Annotated in this window: 21 protein-coding genes; 18 read left to right on the forward strand and 3 right to left on the reverse strand. The window is 48.1% G+C overall.

The window, feature by feature from the left end:
- Window positions 1–2: 2 nt before the first annotated feature.
- Entirely contained in the window at window positions 3–896 is an 894-nt protein-coding gene (locus tag Q5L94_RS01335; RefSeq protein ID WP_317496699.1) for a folate-binding protein, read from the reverse strand.
- 79 nt (window positions 897–975) lie between these two features.
- On the opposite strand from Q5L94_RS01335, the gene Q5L94_RS01340 reads away from it, so the two are divergent.
- Window positions 976–1,248, forward strand: a complete 273-nt coding sequence (locus Q5L94_RS01340; protein WP_317496700.1) for a succinate dehydrogenase assembly factor 2 — start codon at window positions 976–978, stop codon at window positions 1,246–1,248.
- 45 nt (window positions 1,249–1,293) lie between these two features.
- Window positions 1,294–1,527, forward strand: coding sequence for a hypothetical protein (locus tag Q5L94_RS01345; RefSeq protein ID WP_317496701.1), 234 nt, complete (start codon window positions 1,294–1,296; stop codon window positions 1,525–1,527).
- On the opposite strand, the gene nadB is transcribed toward Q5L94_RS01345, so the two are convergent.
- A complete protein-coding gene (gene nadB / locus Q5L94_RS01350) occupies window positions 1,524–3,125 on the reverse strand; it encodes an L-aspartate oxidase (protein ID WP_317496702.1) in 1,602 nt (533 codons plus the stop codon). The genes Q5L94_RS01345 and nadB overlap by 4 nt on opposite strands.
- Window positions 3,126–3,270: 145 nt before the next feature.
- Between nadB and rpoE the strand changes: the two genes are divergently transcribed.
- The 16 genes from rpoE to Q5L94_RS01430 all read left to right on the forward strand — a co-directional run bounded on the left by rpoE (window position 3,271) and on the right by Q5L94_RS01430 (window position 17,614).
- Window positions 3,271–3,849, forward strand: a complete 579-nt coding sequence (gene rpoE, locus Q5L94_RS01355) for an RNA polymerase sigma factor RpoE (RefSeq protein ID WP_317496703.1) — start codon at window positions 3,271–3,273, stop codon at window positions 3,847–3,849.
- An 18-nt stretch (window positions 3,850–3,867) separates the two neighbouring features.
- Window positions 3,868–4,446, forward strand: a complete 579-nt coding sequence (locus Q5L94_RS01360; protein WP_317496704.1) for a sigma-E factor negative regulatory protein — start codon at window positions 3,868–3,870, stop codon at window positions 4,444–4,446.
- Window positions 4,447–4,450: 4 nt separating this feature from the next.
- Entirely contained in the window at window positions 4,451–5,416 is a 966-nt protein-coding gene (locus Q5L94_RS01365; RefSeq protein WP_317496705.1) for a MucB/RseB C-terminal domain-containing protein, read from the forward strand.
- Complete coding sequence (locus tag Q5L94_RS01370; RefSeq protein ID WP_317496706.1) at window positions 5,416–5,859, forward strand: SoxR reducing system RseC family protein; 444 nt, start codon at window positions 5,416–5,418, stop codon at window positions 5,857–5,859. The genes Q5L94_RS01365 and Q5L94_RS01370 overlap by 1 nt, the downstream gene beginning before the upstream one ends.
- Window positions 5,860–5,962: 103 nt before the next feature.
- Window positions 5,963–7,774, forward strand: a complete 1,812-nt coding sequence (gene lepA, locus Q5L94_RS01375; RefSeq protein WP_317496707.1) for a translation elongation factor 4 — start codon at window positions 5,963–5,965, stop codon at window positions 7,772–7,774.
- Window positions 7,775–7,777: 3 nt separating this feature from the next.
- Window positions 7,778–8,698, forward strand: a complete 921-nt coding sequence (lepB, locus tag Q5L94_RS01380; protein ID WP_317496708.1) for a signal peptidase I — start codon at window positions 7,778–7,780, stop codon at window positions 8,696–8,698.
- Window positions 8,695–9,384 (forward strand): ribonuclease III, encoded by a 690-nt coding sequence (rnc, locus tag Q5L94_RS01385; RefSeq protein ID WP_317496709.1) that lies wholly within the window; start codon window positions 8,695–8,697, stop codon window positions 9,382–9,384. Before lepB ends, rnc begins: the two co-directional genes overlap by 4 nt.
- The gene (gene era / locus Q5L94_RS01390; RefSeq protein WP_317496710.1) at window positions 9,381–10,298 is read left to right on the forward strand and encodes a GTPase Era; all 918 of its coding nucleotides are present in this window, start codon (window positions 9,381–9,383) and stop codon (window positions 10,296–10,298) included. The genes rnc and era overlap by 4 nt, the downstream gene beginning before the upstream one ends.
- Before the next feature lie 3 nt (window positions 10,299–10,301).
- Window positions 10,302–11,006: a DNA repair protein RecO gene (recO, locus tag Q5L94_RS01395; protein ID WP_317496711.1), complete on the forward strand. Its 705-nt coding sequence runs from the start codon at window positions 10,302–10,304 to the stop codon at window positions 11,004–11,006.
- A 39-nt stretch (window positions 11,007–11,045) separates the two neighbouring features.
- A complete protein-coding gene (gene pdxJ / locus Q5L94_RS01400; protein WP_011234058.1) occupies window positions 11,046–11,774 on the forward strand; it encodes a pyridoxine 5'-phosphate synthase in 729 nt (242 codons plus the stop codon).
- The gene (gene acpS / locus Q5L94_RS01405; RefSeq protein WP_317496712.1) at window positions 11,774–12,154 is read left to right on the forward strand and encodes a holo-ACP synthase; all 381 of its coding nucleotides are present in this window, start codon (window positions 11,774–11,776) and stop codon (window positions 12,152–12,154) included. Before pdxJ ends, acpS begins: the two co-directional genes overlap by 1 nt.
- Before the next feature lie 27 nt (window positions 12,155–12,181).
- Window positions 12,182–13,534 carry a 23S rRNA (uracil(1939)-C(5))-methyltransferase RlmD gene (gene rlmD / locus Q5L94_RS01410; protein ID WP_317496713.1) on the forward strand — a complete coding sequence of 451 codons (1,353 nt, stop codon included), beginning with the start codon at window positions 12,182–12,184 and terminating at the stop codon, window positions 13,532–13,534.
- Window positions 13,535–13,537: 3 nt separating this feature from the next.
- Window positions 13,538–15,727 (forward strand): GTP diphosphokinase, encoded by a 2,190-nt coding sequence (gene relA / locus Q5L94_RS01415; protein WP_317496714.1) that lies wholly within the window; start codon window positions 13,538–13,540, stop codon window positions 15,725–15,727.
- A gap of 22 nt (window positions 15,728–15,749) precedes the next feature.
- Entirely contained in the window at window positions 15,750–16,523 is a 774-nt protein-coding gene (gene mazG, locus Q5L94_RS01420) for a nucleoside triphosphate pyrophosphohydrolase (RefSeq protein WP_317496715.1), read from the forward strand.
- Between the two features lie 290 nt (window positions 16,524–16,813).
- Window positions 16,814–17,005, forward strand: a complete 192-nt coding sequence (locus Q5L94_RS01425; protein WP_317496716.1) for a hypothetical protein — start codon at window positions 16,814–16,816, stop codon at window positions 17,003–17,005.
- 12 nt (window positions 17,006–17,017) lie between these two features.
- On the forward strand, window positions 17,018–17,614 hold the full coding sequence (locus tag Q5L94_RS01430; RefSeq protein ID WP_317496717.1) for an HAD family hydrolase: 597 nt from the start codon (window positions 17,018–17,020) through the stop codon (window positions 17,612–17,614).
- A gap of 94 nt (window positions 17,615–17,708) precedes the next feature.
- Here Q5L94_RS01430 and Q5L94_RS01435 read toward each other — a convergent pair whose 3' ends face one another.
- A complete protein-coding gene (locus Q5L94_RS01435) occupies window positions 17,709–18,593 on the reverse strand; it encodes a ZIP family metal transporter (protein WP_317496718.1) in 885 nt (294 codons plus the stop codon).
- Window positions 18,594–18,665 lie beyond the last annotated feature (72 nt).

Raw genomic sequence — 18,665 nt, forward strand, 5'->3', positions numbered from 1 at the left:
ATTTAACCTAATTGATAAGGCAGTGAGTGTATTTCCAGGAAACTTGCGTCGTCATCCCGAACCCGTATAGCCGTGTCAGTGCCTATGTCACTGGGTAAAACAGCTAACAAGTCCACTTGGGTGTCGGTGCGGTTCACTGCCATAATGACCGTACCTGCACGACGCCAGTTATCGCCAATGGCTTTTTCTAATTGCGTACCAGCAGTAACTTGAGCCGTTACTTTACCGGATAAGCGAAAAAGCGCCCGTTTCTGTTTGCCCAAATACTTCATCCGGGCAATAGTCTCCTGGCCGATATAACATCCTTTGTCAAAACTGATTCCATCCCACGCCTGCAAATTCATCATTTGCGGGACAAATGCCTGGATGTTCTCAGACGTAAGTTGTGGACGAACCCGTTCAATTTCCAACGCATCCCAGTAGGGTTGCGGATAATCCGTAGAAATTGGTTGTTGGCTAAGTAACATATATTGGTCGGGACTGGTCCCAACCTGTATTACCCGGCCATCAAATTCTGCTGCCACGCTGGCTGCTTTACTACCGAAAACACCGGCTATGCTCCAGTCGTCGCTTACATCTTCAATACTGACTTTGCTAAAGACTCCAAACTTCTTTAATTGCGCTAAAGAGCCTTCGATGGCGCTGCGATGCATCACTAAAAAAACGGTGTCGTCTTCGCGATAAGTCCAGAAGATGCTAAATGCTTTTCCGGTTTGATCGCAATGTGCGCCATATAAGCAATTATTCTGGTCGAGTTTGCGTAAATCACATGTCAGCTGACCCTGTAAAAAACTGTCAGCATCTTCGCCAGAAACCGAGAGGATACCATAGTCCGTCAGTTGAACGGAAAGGTGATCCTGATTTGCGTCAGTAAAATGCTGTGTTAACTCAACCACAATGACTCCTTATTAAATGGCTTACGTGGTATATTAGGGCACATTATCGAATTACAAGGGCAATTGCTGCGGAGATTTTATGTTGCCGTTAAAACAGTCGGAAGAAGCACTTAAAGATAAGCGTCGTTTACGTTGGGCGTGCCGCCGCGGGATGCTGGAGTTGGATGTATTGTTTGAGCCTTTTGTTGATCAGGCTTATGACGAACTGACTGAAGAGCAAAAAGCTGTCTTTCGTCGTCTGGTTACCTGCGATGACCCGGATCTTTTTGCCTGGTTTATGGGTCACCAAAAGTGCGAAGACGAAGAACTGGCCGAAATGATTCAGTTTATGTTGTCGCGCGTTAAGGTATAGACCCGCGCGGTGAACCCTGACAGTTATTTCCACTTAAAGCGACCGATGCGCGTGTTGTCGGCGTCGGCCTGCGGGCGTTACTGGTGGTGGCAGAGTGAGCGCTGTCAATTATTCAGTAAGGCACTGGTCGTAGGCGGTATGTTGGTTTTACTGCCGCTTGCCTATAAAACAGAAAAAGGTCAGGAAAAGCGGCGCTGGCTTCGGGTTTGGTGGTTTCAGTTGTCAAAGGCGCAGCAGATAAAACTGCGGCGCCAGTTACAACATCTGTCAGAGCCCTAACTTTTAGGTGTCAGCACCGTAGGCTGAGTATCCGGCAAGGTGTCAGGGTAGTCCAGAGTATAGTGTAAGCCGCGACTTTCTTTACGACTAATAGCGCTGCGTACAATAAGCTCCGATACCTGCACTAAGTTACGTAACTCCAGTAAATTATTACTCACACGGAAGTTCGAGTAATATTCGTGAATTTCACGCTGTAACAACTGAATTCGGTGAAGTGCCCGTTCCAGACGCTTGGTGGTACGAACAATGCCAACGTAGTCCCACATAAACAGTCGTAGCTCATGCCAGTTATGCTGAATAATAACTTCCTCATCGGAATTGCCTACCTGACTCTCGTCCCAACCGGGAATATGGTTTAAGGCTTGTTGATGTGGGCGCTTAGATAAAATATCTTTAGCTGCCGCACGGGCGAAAACCAGACATTCAAGCAGGGAGTTGCTAGCCATGCGATTGGCTCCGTGCAGACCTGTGCAGGCAACCTCACCAACGGCATACAAGTTGGGTAAATCGGTCGCAGCGTTCATATCGGTTTTAACACCACCACAGGTATAGTGAGCCGCAGGAACAACCGGCATCGGCTGTTTGCTGATATCAATACCCAGCGACAAGCATTTTTCCATAATGGTAGGGAAGTGATGCTGAATGAAGTCTTTCGGTTTATGAGAAATATCCAGATACATGCAGTCGGCACCCAGTCGCTTCATCTCAAAGTCGATAGCGCGGGCAACGACGTCGCGTGGCGCCAACTCAGCAGACTCATGAAAGTCCGGCATAAAACGAGTACCGTCCGGCCGCTTCAGCAAAGCACCTTCACCACGCAAGGCTTCGCTTAATAGAAAGCTCTGAGCATTGGGATGAAATAAACAGGTTGGATGGAATTGATTAAACTCCATATTGGCAACACTACAGCCTGCACGCCAGGCCATGGCAATACCGTCGCCGCTGGCAATATCCGGGTTACTGGTATACTGATATACCTTACTTGCGCCGCCCGTTGCCAGTACCACGCAACCTGCGGCAACGGTTTCCACTTGTTCTTTCTGACGACTCCAGACATAAGCCCCATAACAACCATCTGGTTTACCGATACGTGACCCCGTGATCAAATCGACCGCGTTGTATCGCTCCAGCACCTGAATATTAGGATGCTCCATCACTTTTTTCTGCAATGTCGTCTGTACCGCCTTGCCGGTGGCATCTGCTGCGTGCAGAATTCGGCGGTGACTGTGACCGCCTTCACGGTTCAAGTGGTACGTCGGGTTGCTGTCTTTAGATTCAACTTGATCAAAGCCCACTCCGGCATCAATCAGCCATTGCAGGCTTGCACGCGCGTTTTCTGTGGTAAACTTAACGGCTTCGGGATCGCAAAGGCCGGCACCGGCAATTAAGGTATCCTCGATGTGACTCTCAATACTGTCGTTTTCGTCGAATACTGCGGCTATGCCGCCTTGCGCATAAAAGGTTGAGCCTTCTGTCAGCGGACCTTTACTCAGTACCGTAACGTTCAAGTTGTCGGCCAACTGTAAAGCGGTAGTTAATCCCGCGGCTCCCGAACCAATAATCAGTACATCGCATTGATAATTTGCAACAGGTTCCATAAAGTACTCAATGTGAATTTTGAACGATTTTACGCATTTGGCGATATTTTTGCGAACTTTTTACATGCGGCTCTGTCACAGTCAGTAAGAAACAGGACGGGCCGCCAGTTCCAGCAGTTCCTGGGTTAAGGGAGAACAGGCTCGGATGAGCGAACAGGTGAGTGACCAACAGCTGGTCGAAAGAGTACAACAAGGTGATAACCGGGCTTTTGATCTGCTGGTAAAAAAGTATCAGCACAAAGTCATGAGTTTGATATCGCGTTATGTCAAACAACAAGGTGACGTAGCTGATGTTGCACAGGAAGCGTTTATAAAAGCGTATCGGGCGTTACCGAACTTCCGTGGTGATAGTGCCTTCTATACCTGGCTGTACCGAATTGCGGTTAATACGGCGAAGAACTATTTAGTTTCGCAAGGTAGAAAGCCGCCCGCATCTGATATTGATGCAGAAGACGCTGAGTTTTATGAGGGAGCGGGTGCGCTAAGAGACAGCGCCTCTCCGGAAAAACAAATGCTCTCTGATGAGATTCGAGATGTGGTGTTAAAAACAATTGATGAGTTGCCGGATGATTTACGTCGGGCAATTACATTAAGGGAAATTGAAGGTCTCGGTTACGAGGAAATTGCGCTAGAAATGGACTGTCCTATAGGTACTGTCCGCTCTCGCATCTTTCGCGCTCGGGAAGCAATAGATAATCAACTCCGACCGTTGCTGGAACGGTAAACTAACAGAGGGGCATCTATGTCTCGGAACAAATCAGAATCAACATCCGCGCTGTTTGATGAACAGCTCATCAAGGCCGATGAAATTGAAGCACTGTTGAAAGATGAACAGGCTCAGCAGGAGTGGCACCGTTATAGTGTTATTCGCGCGGCAATAAAAGGTGACTTAAACTCCGATATCAGCCTTGATATTAGCGAGCGGGTTCGCGTTAGCGTAAGCCAGGAGTCCAATGTCGTTAAGCCAGGTTTTGGTCGCTCTAAGAGCCAGAATAAAGCGGCTTCACGTTGGTTCCAGCCTTTCGCAAAAGTTGCTGTTGCGGCAAGTGTGGCAGTGGTTGCGGTGATGACAGTGCAAACTTATCAGCAACCCGCGACACCTGATGGCAGCAGTGCAGAACCGACTCTGCTGACCAGCCCAATTGGTGGTGGCCGCGAGCCGGTAAGCCTGAATCGTGTTGAGCCAATGTCGCAAATCAGCGATCAGCAAAGACGCCGCCAGGTTCAGTCATACCTGATTGATCATCAACAACAATTGATGTTGCAACAAAAAGCAGATAAAGATGAGCAGTCAGAGCAGGAGCTCAACAAAGGTAATTAAGGCTATGATAACTCGGTTGTACCGGTCTATTTTATGTGGCGCTGTGTTATTCACCGGAACCATGTCGGTAAGCGCACAACAGGCTAGCGAACAAGCAGAAAGTGGTGCTGACTGGTTCAACCGTATGGCAGAAGCTTTAACTGAACTGAATTTTGAAGCGTCGTTAGTTCATGTACATGGTGACCAAATTGAGCCTTATCAGTGGCTACAGGGTAACGATCCGGAAACAGCAAGTACCGAACTGTTAATCCAGATGAATGGTCCGGATTTTCGCATCTTGAGAGTGAATAACAAGGTTGCCCACTTTAATACGTCAGCCAGTAACTACGCATTAAAGTCCGATACAATTACCGCTATTTTCCCGGCCGCATTTTCTCAACCCTTTGAAAAACTTAGCCATAGCTATAAGGTGACTGTTGGCGGTGGTGCAAGAGTTTTAGGTCGCAACGCCCAGCATATTCGTATTTTAAGCCGAGATAACCAACGCTATAGCTATGCACTATGGATTGATCGCAAGCACGGTATGCCGCTGAAAATGATCATGATGAATCAGTCCGGCGATGTTGTGGAGCAAATGCAATTAACCAGTTTATCCGTTCGCAATACTGCACCTGAAATTACTAAAGAAATAAGCAATATTGAAATGCCGCCACTGCTAAAAGATCTGCGGGTGCAAAGTGCAACAAATTACGGTGTTGAGCCACAGTGGGCACCGCGAGGGTTCAAATTATTGAGTCAGCAAAGCCATACTTTAGTCGTTGATTCGACGCCGGTTGACCACTATTTATTTTCCGATGGTCTTGCCGAGTACTCGGTTTATGTGGCCGAGCTAACTGAGGGTATGGAAACCGATCTCGCGTTATCCTCTTCACACACTTTGTTCTCAAAGCGTTATAATAACTTTCTTGTGACAGTGGTGGGTCAGGTACCTTTAACTATGGCTCAACGCATAGCGGCAGAAGTTAAATAATGAAAGAAATAGCAGAAGTAACAGCGGTTGATGGCAACCGCGTAACCGTTACCACCAAGTTGAAAACTGCCTGCTCGGGTTGTGCGCAGGTATCTAACTGTGGTGCCGGCATTTTAAGTAAAGTTTTTTCTGACCGAAATGCGCAGTTTACCGTGGTTACTGAACAAGCTTTTAACCCAGGCGACCAAGTGCAATTAGAAGTACCGGAAACCGCAGTAACACGCTTTGCTTTACTACTCTACGGTTTACCCATACTGACACTGCTGCTATTAGCTGTGCTACTGGAAAACACAGGCACGTTACCCGAAGGTTTTGTTATTTTACTGTCCTTTGCCGGCTTTGCTTTTACTTTCTGGGGACTAAAACGCTGGTTCCGTAAACGTGACATTCAAGTCAATGCAATGGTCAAACTGGAAAGCGTTGCGGTTGAAGTTCGGCACTGAAAGCCCTGAACTGTCATAAAGTCCTTTGTTCTTGCCGCTAACATGAGTATGATCAGGGCTAATTTTTTAAGTTCCAGAATTTAGTTTTACAGAGGTATCATCAATGCCGAATAGGGCGTTCAAGCAAAGTAATATTCGTAATTTCTCGATAATCGCTCACATTGATCACGGTAAGTCGACTTTGTCGGATCGTCTGATTCAGCATTGTGGCGGACTGACTGACCGTGAGATGGCTGAGCAAGTACTTGATTCCATGGATTTGGAGCGTGAGCGGGGTATTACGATTAAAGCACAGAGCGTAACCCTTTATTACACGGCTAAAGATGGCGAAACCTATCAGTTAAACTTCATCGATACTCCAGGGCACGTTGACTTCTCTTATGAAGTCTCGCGTTCACTGGCGGGTTGTGAAGGTGCGCTGCTGGTTGTTGATGCAGCTCAGGGTGTTGAAGCGCAGACTTTGGCAAACTGTTACACCGCTATCGAAATGGACTTAGAAGTTGTTCCGGTACTGAACAAAATTGACCTGCCGCAGGCCGATGCAATGGGCGTGGCGCAGGAAATAGAAGATATTGTCGGGATTGAAGCGGTGGACGCGGTTCAGTGCTCGGCGAAAACCGGTATTGGTATCGATGACGTGCTTGAACGCATTGTCCGGCAGATACCGGCGCCTAAGGGTGAGCCAGAAGAACCATTACAGGCACTGATTATTGACTCCTGGTTTGATAATTACCAGGGCGTTGTTTCTCTGGTTCGCGTGCGCAACGGAACGTTACGTGCTGGTGAGAAAATGACAGTAATGTCCACTGGTCAGTCGTATCAAATTGATAAGGTCGGCTATTTTGATCCAAAGCCTCACGAAACCGGTATTTTGCACACCGGCGAGGTAGGCTATGTTATTTCGGGCATTAAAGACATTCTGGGCGCCCCGGTCGGCGACACCCTAACCAACACGAAGAGCCCGGCAAAAGAACCGGTGCCAGGTTTTAAAAAAGTAAAACCTCAGGTTTACGCCGGCATGTTCCCAATCAGCTCAGAGGACTACGAATCGTTTCGCGATGCTTTGGGTAAATTGTCCTTAAATGACGCGTCGCTTTTTTATGAGCCGGAGAATTCTGCGGCACTTGGCTTTGGTTTCCGTTGTGGTTTCCTTGGTATGCTGCACATGGAAATTATTCAGGAACGCTTGGAACGTGAGTACAACATAGACCTGATTACCACGGCGCCAACGGTTGTTTACGAAGTTGAAAAAACTGATGGCAGCATGGTGAAAGTTGATAACCCGGTTAATTTACCACCGGTTAACGATATTGAAACCATTTACGAACCTATCGTAGAAGCCAATATTCTGGTTCCGCAGGAGTTTTTGGGTAATGTGATTACCTTATGTGTTGATAAGCGTGGTGTACAAACGGCTATGGCTTATCACGGTAAACAAGTTGCGGTAACTTACGAACTGCCTATGGCGGAAGTGGTCATGGACTTCTTTGACCGGTTGAAATCGACCAGTCGTGGTTACGCTTCACTGGATTATCAGTTCAAGAAATTTGAACCTGCGGACATGGTTCGTGTCGATATACTAATTAACGGTGACCGGGTAGATGCGCTGGCAATGATCACCCACCGTGATCACGCTGAAGGTCGTGGCCGCATGTTAGTGGATAAAATGCGTGAGTTAATTCCACGACAAATGTTTGATATTGCCATTCAGGCGACCATTGGCAACCATGTTATTGCGCGCTCGACGGTCAAGCAGCTGCGTAAAAACGTAACCGCTAAGTGTTATGGCGGTGATGTTAGTCGTAAGAAGAAGCTTTTACAAAAACAAAAAGAGGGTAAAAAGCGCATGAAGAACCTGGGTAACGTAGAAGTACCTCAGGAAGCCTTCCTTGCGGTTTTAAAAGTAGGCAAGTAGGAAATGGCCAATTATTTTTCAATTATTTTAACCATAATTACGGTTCTGTCCGGGTTGTTATGGCTTTACGATGCGCGGGTATTGAAGCCAAAGCGTAAAGCGGTTATTGCTGAGGTTGAGACAAAAACAACCAAGGCTTTAACCGAACAGCAGATTGACACTCTGGCGCCTCAGCCTAAATTGATGGAGCTGAGCGAGTCTATTTTTCCGGTTATTGCTTTAGTACTGGTGGTACGTACTTTGCTGTACGAGCCGTTCCAGATACCGTCAGGATCAATGATGCCAACCTTGCTGAAGGGCGACTTTATTCTGGTAGAAAAGTTTTCCTACGGCATTAAAGACCCAGTTTTTCAGGAAACCCTGGTAGATACCTCAATGCCGGAACGCGGTGATATTGCGGTATTTAAATATCCGGAAGAGCCAAATATAGATTATATAAAGCGCATTATTGGTTTACCCGGTGACCGTATTATTTACCGTGATAAGTCGCTTTATATTCAGCCGGCTTGTGCCATTGGCGAGAAAGATTGCGAAGAAATGAAAGTGATATCCACCACGTTAAAAGAAGATGGTGAGTATTTCTCTGGTTCGTCGCCTTTACGCACGTATGCCGAGCAGTTAGGTGACGTAAACCACGAAATTCTTATCGACCCACGTGTTGCGCCGCGCACCATGCTTTATTTTAATCAGCCGGGCACACAGAAAGATGAGTGGGTAGTGCCGGAAGGCCAGTATTTTGCTATGGGTGATAACCGCGACAATTCTCGTGACAGCCGCTACTGGGGCTTTGTTGACGAAGAGCTGCTGGTTGGCAGAGCGGTATTCATCTGGATGAGTTTTGAAATGGATCGCAGTAGCGATAGTTGGTTGCCGTCGTGGGTTCCTACGGGAGTTCGATTTGAAAGGCTAGGGAGTATTGAGTGAGTTTGCCCAAACCACCTTTAACGGAACTGGAAAAAATTGTTGGTCATAGTTTTGAAAAGCAGGATTTACTGCATCAGGCAATGACCCACCGTAGTGCTTCATCAACGCACAATGAACGTCTGGAGTTTCTGGGCGATTCTATTTTAGGTCTGGTGATAGCTGAAGCTTTGTATCAAAAGTTTCCCAAAGTAGCAGAAGGCGATTTAAGCCGTATGCGCGCTGCTATAGTTTGTGGTCGTTCTTTGGCGAAGCTGGGTAAGAAAATGGGGCTGGGCGATTTTTTGTCGCTAGGTCAGGGCGAGTTAAAAAGCGGTGGTTATCGTCGTGAGTCCATTCTTGCCGATGCAGTAGAAGCCATTATTGGTGCCATTTATCTGGACAGTGACATGGATACCATTCGGCAAGTCATTCTTAACTGGTTTGAGCCCCAGTTAACCTTGATTGAGCCCGGAACCAGCCAGAAAGATCCAAAAACACGCCTGCAGGAGTTACTGCAGTCGCGTCAGAAGCCTTTACCTGAGTACGACGTGGTCGCTACGCAAGGGCAGGCGCATAATCAACAATTTACCGTAAACTGTTCTGTAGAAGGTATCGAAAGTCCTTTTAAAGGCACAGGTACCAGCCGCCGTAAAGCCGAACAGGCTGCAGCAACGGCCGCATTAGAACATTTGCAGGAGAGCGCATGACGCTGGATATAGAACTGGACGAGAATAAACACAGCGGCTTCGTCGCCATTGTTGGTCGTCCGAATGTGGGAAAATCCACACTGATTAACCGGTTGCTGGGGCAGAAAATCAGCATTACCTCGAATAAGCCTCAGACTACCCGCCACCGTATTTTAGGTGTAGACACCGACGATGGCTGTCAGGCCATTTATGTCGATACGCCGGGTATGCACAAAGAAGAACCTCGTGCCATAAACCGCGTGATGAACCAGACTGCTTCCTCTGCGTTAAAAGATGTAGACTTAGTGCTGTTCGTGGTTGAAAACTTAAAGTGGTTAGAAGACGACAAAATGGTGCTGGAGAAAGTTCAGCGCAGTAAAGTGCCGGTAGTGTTATTGGTTAATAAAGTTGACCAACTGAAAGATAAAGAACGTTTATTACCGCACTTGCAGTGGTTGAATGAGCAGCACAAGTTTGATGCCATTTTGCCCATATCGGCAACACACGGCGATAATGTTGACGAGCTGAGAAAAATTGTTCGCTCGCATTTGCAGCCGGGCTACCACTATTATCCTGAAGACTACGTAACCGACCGTTCTGTACGCTTTATGGCGGCAGAAATTGTGCGTGAAAAACTTATGCGTTTTACCGGCGAGGAGCTGCCGTATGAAACGACAGTAGAAATTGAGCAGTTTGGTCAGTCTGAAAAAGGCACCACTCACATTCATGCCTTAATACTGGTAGAGCGCGAAGCGCAGAAACGGATGATTATCGGGCAGGGTGGTAGTAAACTGAAAACTATAGGCACCGAAGCCCGGCGCGATTTAGAAAAACTGCTGGACAACAAAGTCATGATGAAACTTTGGGTTAAGGTAAAATCTGGTTGGTCGGACGACGAGCGAGCGTTGAAAAGTCTGGGCTACCGGGAAGATTAACCGGTGGCGCAGCGGGCACTGGTGTTGCATCGTTGGGACTATCAGGAAACCAGTCTCATTCTGGATCTGTTCACTGAAGATAAAGGACGGGTCCGGGTGGTGGCAAAAGGCGCTAAGCGTCCGAAAAGCCCCTGGCGCGGTTTAGCACAACCTTTTATGCCACTGTTGGCCGAGTTTCAGGGGCGCAGCGATTTAAAAACTTTAACCTTGCTGGAACCGCAGCAGCCAACCCAAGAACTGCGGTTGCAGGGCGATAAACTTTACAGTGGCTTTTACCTCAATGAGTTAATTCAACGGCTGGTGCCGGCAGAAGCTGAAGCGCCCGAGCTTTTTGAAAGCTATTTGTCAGCCTTACAAAACATGACCAACAGCGAGCGTGTAGAGCCTGCTTTGCGTCAGTTTGAATGGCAGTTATTGCAGCATTTAGGAGCGGCATTTGACTGGCATTATGACGCCGATACCGGTCATGTGCTGTCCGACTCGAAGTGGTGCTATTTTATTCCCGATCATGGCTTTGTGACCCAAGCCAGAGACAATCAACAACGAGCATACTCGGTGGCGGATATTCAAAAACTGGCCGCGTGGGATGTTGACGACGAAAGCCGCTTAAGACTGCTAAAATATATTATGCGTGATGCCTTAGCGGTTTATTTAGGTGACAAACCGCTGCGCAGTCGTGAACTGTTCCGTGGCACTAAGCGTCAGTGAATTGCGAAGAATTAGCCGAAAAGCGAAAGGAGCTGAATAATGAAAGGTTTACGCCTGGGCGTTAACATTGACCACGTGGCCACGTTGCGTAACGCACGTGGAGTTCGTTATCCCGACCCGGTAGCTGCGGCAGCTATTGCCGAACAAGCTGGTGCCGACGGCATTACCATTCATTTGCGTGAAGACCGCCGCCATATTACTGACCGCGACGTTGCCATGCTGAAGCAAACACTGAACGTGCCTATGAATCTGGAAATGGCGGTTACTGAAGAAATGCTCGATATAGCGATAAAAACGCAGCCTACCTACAGTTGTCTGGTACCTGAAAAACGCCAGGAACTGACTACGGAAGGTGGCCTGAATGTTGCTGGTCAGTTAGAAACCATTACCGATGCCACTCGTCGCTTAAGCGATGCGGGTATCCAGGTTTCTTTATTTATTGATGCTGACCACGAGCAAATAGATGCCGCTAAAAAAGCCGGTGCACCCATTGTGGAATTGCACACCGGGCAATACGCGGAGGCCGAAACTGAAGAGCAGCGTACCGTTGAACTGGCACGCTTAATGGAAGCGTCAGAATACGCGCATTCCATTGGTTTACAGGTGAATGTGGGGCACGGTCTGCACTATCACAACACATTAGAAGTGGCGGAAATTCCGCAAGTTTGTGAATTAAATATTGGTCATTCGATTATTGCCCGTGCGGTATTGGTTGGCTTGGATCAGGCTGTGCGCGATATGCGCAATATTTTAGATAAGGCACGCTAATGGCAATTTGGGGCTTAGGTACTGACATTGTTGAAGTAGCCCGTATAGAGCAGTCGTTAGCGCGTGGCAACAGTTTAGTGAAACGCGTGTTAACAACAAAAGAGCAGGAAGAAATGACAGCCTCGGTTGATGAAGCTGCTTTTCTGGCCAAACGCTTTGCTGCCAAAGAAGCCTGCTCCAAGGCTTTTGGTCGTGGTATTTCCGCCGGATTGTCTTTTCAGCATATGCAGGTAGTACATAACGAATACGGTAAACCTGAATGGCATTTCACCGGAACCGCGGCACAATGGGTAAAAGAGCAGGGCATCACCGGCAGTCATTTATCCATTAGTGACGAAAAGCACTACGCGGTAGCAACGGTTATTTTAGAAACAGACTAGAAATAAATCAGGTAAAGCAAAACCAACATGGCGCAATTTTTTAAGCCGCAAAAGCGCAATAAGTCCGTAAGTAAAATCCTAAAAGGTCAGGTGTCAGCACTTGACCATCAGGCGCGTGCGGTTGTACGTGCAGCTGTAAAAGGTCAGCCCACCCGTTTTATTATGGGCGCCTTGCCGGGCGAGATCATAGAGTACAAAACTGCGGGCAAACACAGTGGTCATTTAGAGCGTATTCTGGAGCCCAGTAGCGACCGTCGTGAAGCGCCTTGTCAGTATTATGCTAGCTGTGGAGGTTGCGACTTTCAGCACATAGACGAGCAAAAACAGCTGGCTCATAAGCGGCAAGTGGTGGAAGAGCTGTTTCAGAAGTTCGGCGTATTTAATCCCCAAACCAGCAGTCTGCCGTGGCAGGAACCGCTGATTAGCGAACCGATGCGTTACCGTCGCAGAGTGAGGCTGGCAACGCGCTGGCTGGGCAAGGAGCAAAAGCTGCTGATTGGCTTCAGAGAAGCACAAAGCCACCATATTGTCGCCATACAGGACTGCCTGGTAGCCGATGAAATTCTGCTGCAACGTGTCAATGCCTTGTACCCTTTGTTAAATACAGCGGCTGTTGCCAGCAAGCTCGGCCATATTGAGGCTATTAATACCAATAACCCCATTATTTTGCTGCGTATAACGGAAGCGCTGCCAGTCGATGCTATGCAGACGTTGCAGGAGTGGCAAACAGCCAATAAAACCGACATTTGGTTACAGAGCGAGAACGATCTGCAGCCTTTAGCCGGAGCCGCAATGCCTTTTGATACCAGCATTGACGGTGACAAACTGTATTTTCAGCCGGGAGACTTCCTACAAGTTAACGGCGGTATTAACCAGCGCATGGTGCAACAGGCTATGGACTGGCTTAAGCCGGAAAAAACACAGCGTGTGTATGACTTTTTCGCCGGTATTGGTAACTTTAGTTTGCCTTTGGCGCGCAGGGCAAAGTCGGTACTGGCAGTAGAAGGTGTTTACCGCATGGCCGAGCAGACGCGCATTAACGCTGAAAACAACGGCATGGATAACCTGAGTTCACTTAGCGCCGACTTAAACGAAATTACCGCTTCAGACTTAGGTGAGCCCGCCGATTTGTGGTGTTTAGATCCTGCAAGACCGGGGGCTGAAGGTGTGGTGAAGTTGCTGCATAAGCTGAAGCCCGAACACAGACCACAGCGCATTTTGTATGTTTCCTGCGCACCGGATACTTTGGCGCGGGATATTGCCGGCATGCTAAGCGAAAGCAAAGGTTGCAATTACCGCATAATCGGCCTGAGTACAGTTGACATGTTTGTGCAAACCCATCACATTGAAACTATGGTTTGTCTGGAGAGAGCGTCGTAAATCATGGTCCATGTACGCAGTACCCACGTGGATGACCCCAAATACAAAGACAGCGAACAGCATTGGCTGAACGCTGTGACTGATCCTGAGCCGTTAGAAAGTACTTTTCAGCAGTTGAAGCAGCAGTTTCCTGAAGAAGCTGAAGCCTTGCTGAAAGGCCAGGAGATGGTCGAAATACTGGCACCGTTAAAGCTGGATGCAGAATCCTTGCTGGCGGCGTTGTACGTGCCATTGCTGGAAGCAGGCAAGCTCGATTTAGAGAAACTCACCGGTAAACAATCGAAAACCCTGATTGTGCTACTGCGAAACGTACAGCAAATGCAAAGTATTGGTGATTTACAACACTTCCAACACGGCCAGCCAGACGGCAGTCAGATAGACAACGTGCGACGCATGTTACTGTCTATGGTGGAAGATGTGCGCGCGGTGCTGATAAAGCTGGCCGAACGCATTTGCTATCTGCGCGAAGTAAAAAAAGCCGACGAAGAAACCCGGGTACTGGCCGCTAAAGAGTGCGCAGAAATATACGCGCCGTTGGCTAACCGATTAGGCATAGGGCAGCTGAAGTGGGAGCTGGAGGACATTTCTTTCCGTTACCTGCATCCTAAAACCTACAAAACCATTGCTCAGCGTCTTGATGAGCGCCGCACCGACCGCGAACTCTACATAGATAATTTTGTGTCGGGGTTGCAGGAGTCGCTGAAGCAGCAGGGTATTGATGCCGATGTCTATGGCCGCCCCAAACATATTTATTCTATTTGGCGCAAAATGCAGAAAAAGCACCTGCAGTTTGACCAACTGTTCGACATTCGTGCTGTACGAATTCTGACGCATAACCTGAAAGACTGTTACGCCGCACTGGGCGTGGTGCATTCCAGCTGGCGCCATATTGCGTCCGAGTTTGACGACTACGTAGCAACGCCTAAACCCAACGGCTACCAGTCCATTCACACCGTGGTTATAGGGCCTGAGCACAAGAACGTTGAAATTCAGATACGCTCGCACGACATGCACGACGACGCCGAGCTGGGTGTGGCTGCACACTGGATGTACAAAGAAGGCGCTGCGGCCGGTAAACGCCACGGTTTTGAAGACAAAATAGCCTGGCTGCGTAAGCTACTGGCCTGGCATGAAGACATGGCTGGCAGCGAAACTCTGGTAGATGAAATTCGCTCGCAGGTGTTTGAAGACCGTGTGTATGTGTTTACCCCGAAGGGCGAGGTGGTCGATTTGCCCATGGGCTCAACTCCGCTCGATTTTGCTTACTACATTCACAGTCAGGTAGGGCATAAGTGTATTGGCGCAAAAATCGACAGCCGTATTGTGCCTTTTACTTACCAGTTGCAAAACGGTGACCGGGTTGAAATTCTGACTCAGAAAAACGCCCAGCCGCGGCGCGACTGGTTGAACCCGCAACTCGGTTACCTGCATTCCTCGCGAGCGCGGGCCAAGGTTCACACCTACTTCAAAAAAGAAGACAGAGAAAAGAACCTGCAGGCCGGTAAAGAGTTACTGGAAAACGAACTGCAGAAGTATCAACTGCATGTGGCAGATGCTAGTAAAGCGGTCGAGCGCTTTAACGTGCCGACGCTGGACGATTTGTTAGCCGCTATTGGTGCCGGCGACGTGCGCTTGCACCAGGTGGTGAACTTCCTGAAACCGCAGGAAACCGAAGCCGACAAAGTAGAGCGCTTAACTAAACGTCGTAAAGCCAAGCAGTCGCCAAAAACACCGAAGTCTGACGTTACGGTAGAAGGCATTGGTAACCTGATGATGCACTTTGCTAACTGCTGTGAACCGCTGCCGGGTGAGCCCATTACCGGATTTATTACTCAGGGACGGGGCGTGTCCGTGCACCATAGCGACTGCGATCAACTGAAGCATTTATTGCACCAGCACCCCGAGCGCGGTATTGAAGTGTCCTGGTCGGGGCATTCCAAACAGGAATACCGGGCAAGCCTGCGTGTGTCAGCTTTAGACCGTAACGGGTTGTTGCATGACATTACCAGTGTGCTGTCGAACGAGAAGGCGGCAGTGGCGCAAATGGACAGCGAAAGCGATGCGCAGTCACAGTCGGCAACTGTGGTGTTAACTCTGACCGTAAAAGACAGCGACGCACTCAGCCGTATTACAGACAGACTGCGCCAGGTTCATGGTGTTGAGCAAGTTCAGCGCATTACTTTAAAGCTTTAGTTGAAACAATAGAGGTACCTCAGTGAAAGGCATGCAACAACTGCAACAGGTTATGACTCAGCTACGCAACCCAGAAAGCGGCTGCCCCTGGGATTTAAAGCAGAACATGACCTCGTTAATTCCTTACACCATAGAGGAAACCTACGAAGTGGTAGATGCCATTCAGTCGGGTAACTGGCAGTCGATAAAAGATGAGCTGGGCGATTTACTGTTTCAGGTAGTGTTCTATGCTCAGTTAGCGCGCGAAGAGCAGCAATTTGAGCTGGACGACATCGCTGCACATACCGCTGAAAAATTGATAAGTCGCCACCCGCATGTATTCGGCACCGATGCTGAGCGCAATCTGTCTGACGCTGAAATTAAAGCCCAGTGGGAACAGATAAAACAGCAGGAGCGGACAAAGAAAGATGCCAAAGGCTCTGTGTTTGACGACATACCCAGTCAACTGCCCAGTATTTTAAAAGCTGCCAAACTGCAAAAGCGTGCCGCGTCAGTGGGCTTTGATTGGACCGAAGCTGAGCCTGTTTACGCCAAAGTTGACGAAGAAATTCAGGAAGTAAAAGAAGCCACCGACCAGGACCATATCGAAGAAGAAATTGGCGACTTATTGTTTGCCGTAGTTAACCTCGCCCGCCACAAACAAGTGAACCCCGAAGCCGCGCTGCAACGCGCCAATGAAAAATTCAAAAGCCGCTTTCAGCACATTGAGCAAAGTTTAAGTCAGCAAGGCAAGCAACCAACCGACTGCAACCTTGAAGAGTTAGAATCTCTATGGCAAGTCGCTAAGCGGAAATAACGGCAAACCCTCGCGCGTAAATACGGCTGAGTGAGCGGCCTGGATATTCAGGCCGCTCACTCTTACGCCTCTTCCCGCCCGAGGGTATGCCTCTCCCTTTTCCTACTCATCATTCCCTGTTTTACTTGAAAAACGGATGACTTAATCAAGTTTTGAAACTTTGCTGCACAGCAATGGTCAGTTACTTGTGTAAAATACCTTTGTCAAAAGAAGATGCGCAAACAATGGCTGAAGGGCAACAGATGGTAAAAGACTGCCGCGAAAACAATGAAAAAGGAGGAGCGGGCAGTATGAACGTGAGACTAGTCTCTGCCTGCCGTGATGATAACTTTTCATGGAGTAATTCAGAGTTGGATATTTATTTAAAGACTCAAGACGACGAAGACTTTTTCTTGTTTCTTGAGGATATGGACGTCACTAAATTAGATACCGACGTTCAGCGCAATATCAATGCGGTTCCTAATTGTGATAAAGCCCGTTAATTACGAGCTCTAATGAATTTAGCGCTTTTTGATTTTGACGGATCAATAACAGAGCAGGATACTTATACTCAGTTCCTGTTTTACGTTACGCCTAAACGCCGATTGATAATGACGCTGCTATTAGCGTCCCCGTTTATTGCACTGTATAAACTAAGGCTGCTTAAACCGTCAAAGACTAGGCCGCTATTATCTAAAATCGTGTTCTGGAATCGCTCCGTGGCTGACATTACGAGGTTAGCCCGTAGCTTCTCCGAGCAATATCTACCCAATGTTATCAGAGCCGAAGCCCTTAAAAAAATTGAATGGCACAAAGCGCAAGGAGACGAAGTCTATGTGGTGTCGGCCTCTTTAGACCTTTATCTTTCCCGCTGGTGCCGTTCACAAGGTATTAAGTGGGTATGCAGCGAACTGGAAACAAAGAATAATAAATTAACAGGACGTTATGTGTCAGGTGACTGCAGCCTGGAGAATAAAGTCATTGCCATTAAACGAAAAGTAAATTTGATCGACTTTAAAACCATTTATGCCTACGGCGATACAGCAGAAGACTTGCCAATGCTTGCATTAGCCCATGAGAAGTACCTTAACTGGAAGCGTATTACTGATTGAGAACACCCATTCAAGTAACCCTGAAATAGCCCCCGTTAGCGAACAAGTTGAGAAGAATTTGTCTGTTTTAAGACGCGTTAATTTAAGCTGAGCGCTAACTACCCAAAGCGGTATCGAGTACAAACATCAGCACAAAACCCAGCATCAGACCATTCGTTGCAGACATTTCGTGGCCTTGCTTGTGAGACTCTGGGATCATTTCATGGCTGATAACAAACAGCATCGCACCGGCTGCCATTGCAAGACCCCAAGGTAAAACGGCGGAATTGCTTAACGCTATGGCTCCGATAATTGCCATCAACGGCTCCACCAAACCGGATAACATTCCGACGCCAATGGAAAGTTTGCGGCTGTACCCAGCGGCCAGTAAGGCCATGGCTACGACAAAACCTTCCGGTATGTCTTGTACAGAAATACCAGTTGCCAGAGTTGAAGCTCCAACAGTATCTTCGCCAGCGTACGCGACGCCAATTGCCAGTCCTTCGGGTATATTGTGCAAGATAATAGCAATGACAAATAACCAACTGCGTTTCAATATCAGTGCCTGATGGCCTTCAGTACCTTTAATAAAGTGCTCATGTGGTACACTGCGCTCCAGAGCCATCATCAAAAAAGAGCCCAGGAGAATAGCGGCAGCTACTTTGAGTGGGCCCTGCCAGGCTATTTGCTCTGCTACTTGAAACAGATCTAATGCCGGCACAATGAGAGAAAAAATACTGGCGGCCAGCATGACACCACCACCAAAGCCTAGCATTGCAGCGTGTAAGCGGCCGGAGAGACCACGTGAGAATAGGGCTGGAAGAGTCCCCAAAGCCGTGGCAGCGGCAGCTACTGCTCCGGCATAAAACGCATAGCGTACATTGTCTTGAGACTGCATGAGCAGAATGAGCTGATACAGACCATAGCCCACACCTAAAAATAAGGCGCACCAAGCAAGCAGCTTGCTTCCAAACCGCCAATCTGATTGAAATAATTCCATTACCTTCATTAATGTTCCTCAAAACGCCTGGTAACTTCTAACCAGTGGTTCGCTTAAAATACTGCAGCTAGT

Origin of the sequence: Idiomarina sp. Sol25 (assembly GCF_033052775.1) — a bacterium.
In the GTDB taxonomy this organism is placed as follows: Bacteria; Pseudomonadota; Gammaproteobacteria; order Enterobacterales; family Alteromonadaceae; genus Idiomarina.

Bases quoted from the DNA above. Each gene is read 5' to 3' on its own strand.
- Q5L94_RS01365 (WP_317496705.1), top strand. From the start codon at position 4,451: ATGATAACTCGGTTGTACCGGTCTATTTTATGTGGCGCTGTGTTATTC.
- Q5L94_RS01425 (WP_317496716.1), top strand. From the start codon at position 16,814: ATGAACGTGAGACTAGTCTCTGCCTGCCGTGATGATAACTTTTCATGG.
- Q5L94_RS01360 (WP_317496704.1), top strand. From the start codon at position 3,868: ATGTCTCGGAACAAATCAGAATCAACATCCGCGCTGTTTGATGAACAG.
- pdxJ (WP_011234058.1), top strand. From the start codon at position 11,046: ATGAAAGGTTTACGCCTGGGCGTTAACATTGACCACGTGGCCACGTTG.
- lepA (WP_317496707.1), top strand. From the start codon at position 5,963: ATGCCGAATAGGGCGTTCAAGCAAAGTAATATTCGTAATTTCTCGATA.
- Q5L94_RS01435 (WP_317496718.1), bottom strand. From the start codon at position 18,593: ATGGAATTATTTCAATCAGATTGGCGGTTTGGAAGCAAGCTGCTTGCT.
- nadB (WP_317496702.1), bottom strand. From the start codon at position 3,125: ATGGAACCTGTTGCAAATTATCAATGCGATGTACTGATTATTGGTTCG.
- relA (WP_317496714.1), top strand. From the start codon at position 13,538: ATGGTCCATGTACGCAGTACCCACGTGGATGACCCCAAATACAAAGAC.
- Q5L94_RS01340 (WP_317496700.1), top strand. From the start codon at position 976: ATGTTGCCGTTAAAACAGTCGGAAGAAGCACTTAAAGATAAGCGTCGT.
- Q5L94_RS01370 (WP_317496706.1), top strand. From the start codon at position 5,416: ATGAAAGAAATAGCAGAAGTAACAGCGGTTGATGGCAACCGCGTAACC.
- rpoE (WP_317496703.1), top strand. From the start codon at position 3,271: ATGAGCGAACAGGTGAGTGACCAACAGCTGGTCGAAAGAGTACAACAA.
- Q5L94_RS01430 (WP_317496717.1), top strand. From the start codon at position 17,018: ATGAATTTAGCGCTTTTTGATTTTGACGGATCAATAACAGAGCAGGAT.
- acpS (WP_317496712.1), top strand. From the start codon at position 11,774: ATGGCAATTTGGGGCTTAGGTACTGACATTGTTGAAGTAGCCCGTATA.
- lepB (WP_317496708.1), top strand. From the start codon at position 7,778: ATGGCCAATTATTTTTCAATTATTTTAACCATAATTACGGTTCTGTCC.
- Q5L94_RS01345 (WP_317496701.1), top strand. From the start codon at position 1,294: ATGCGCGTGTTGTCGGCGTCGGCCTGCGGGCGTTACTGGTGGTGGCAG.
- rlmD (WP_317496713.1), top strand. From the start codon at position 12,182: ATGGCGCAATTTTTTAAGCCGCAAAAGCGCAATAAGTCCGTAAGTAAA.
- era (WP_317496710.1), top strand. From the start codon at position 9,381: ATGACGCTGGATATAGAACTGGACGAGAATAAACACAGCGGCTTCGTC.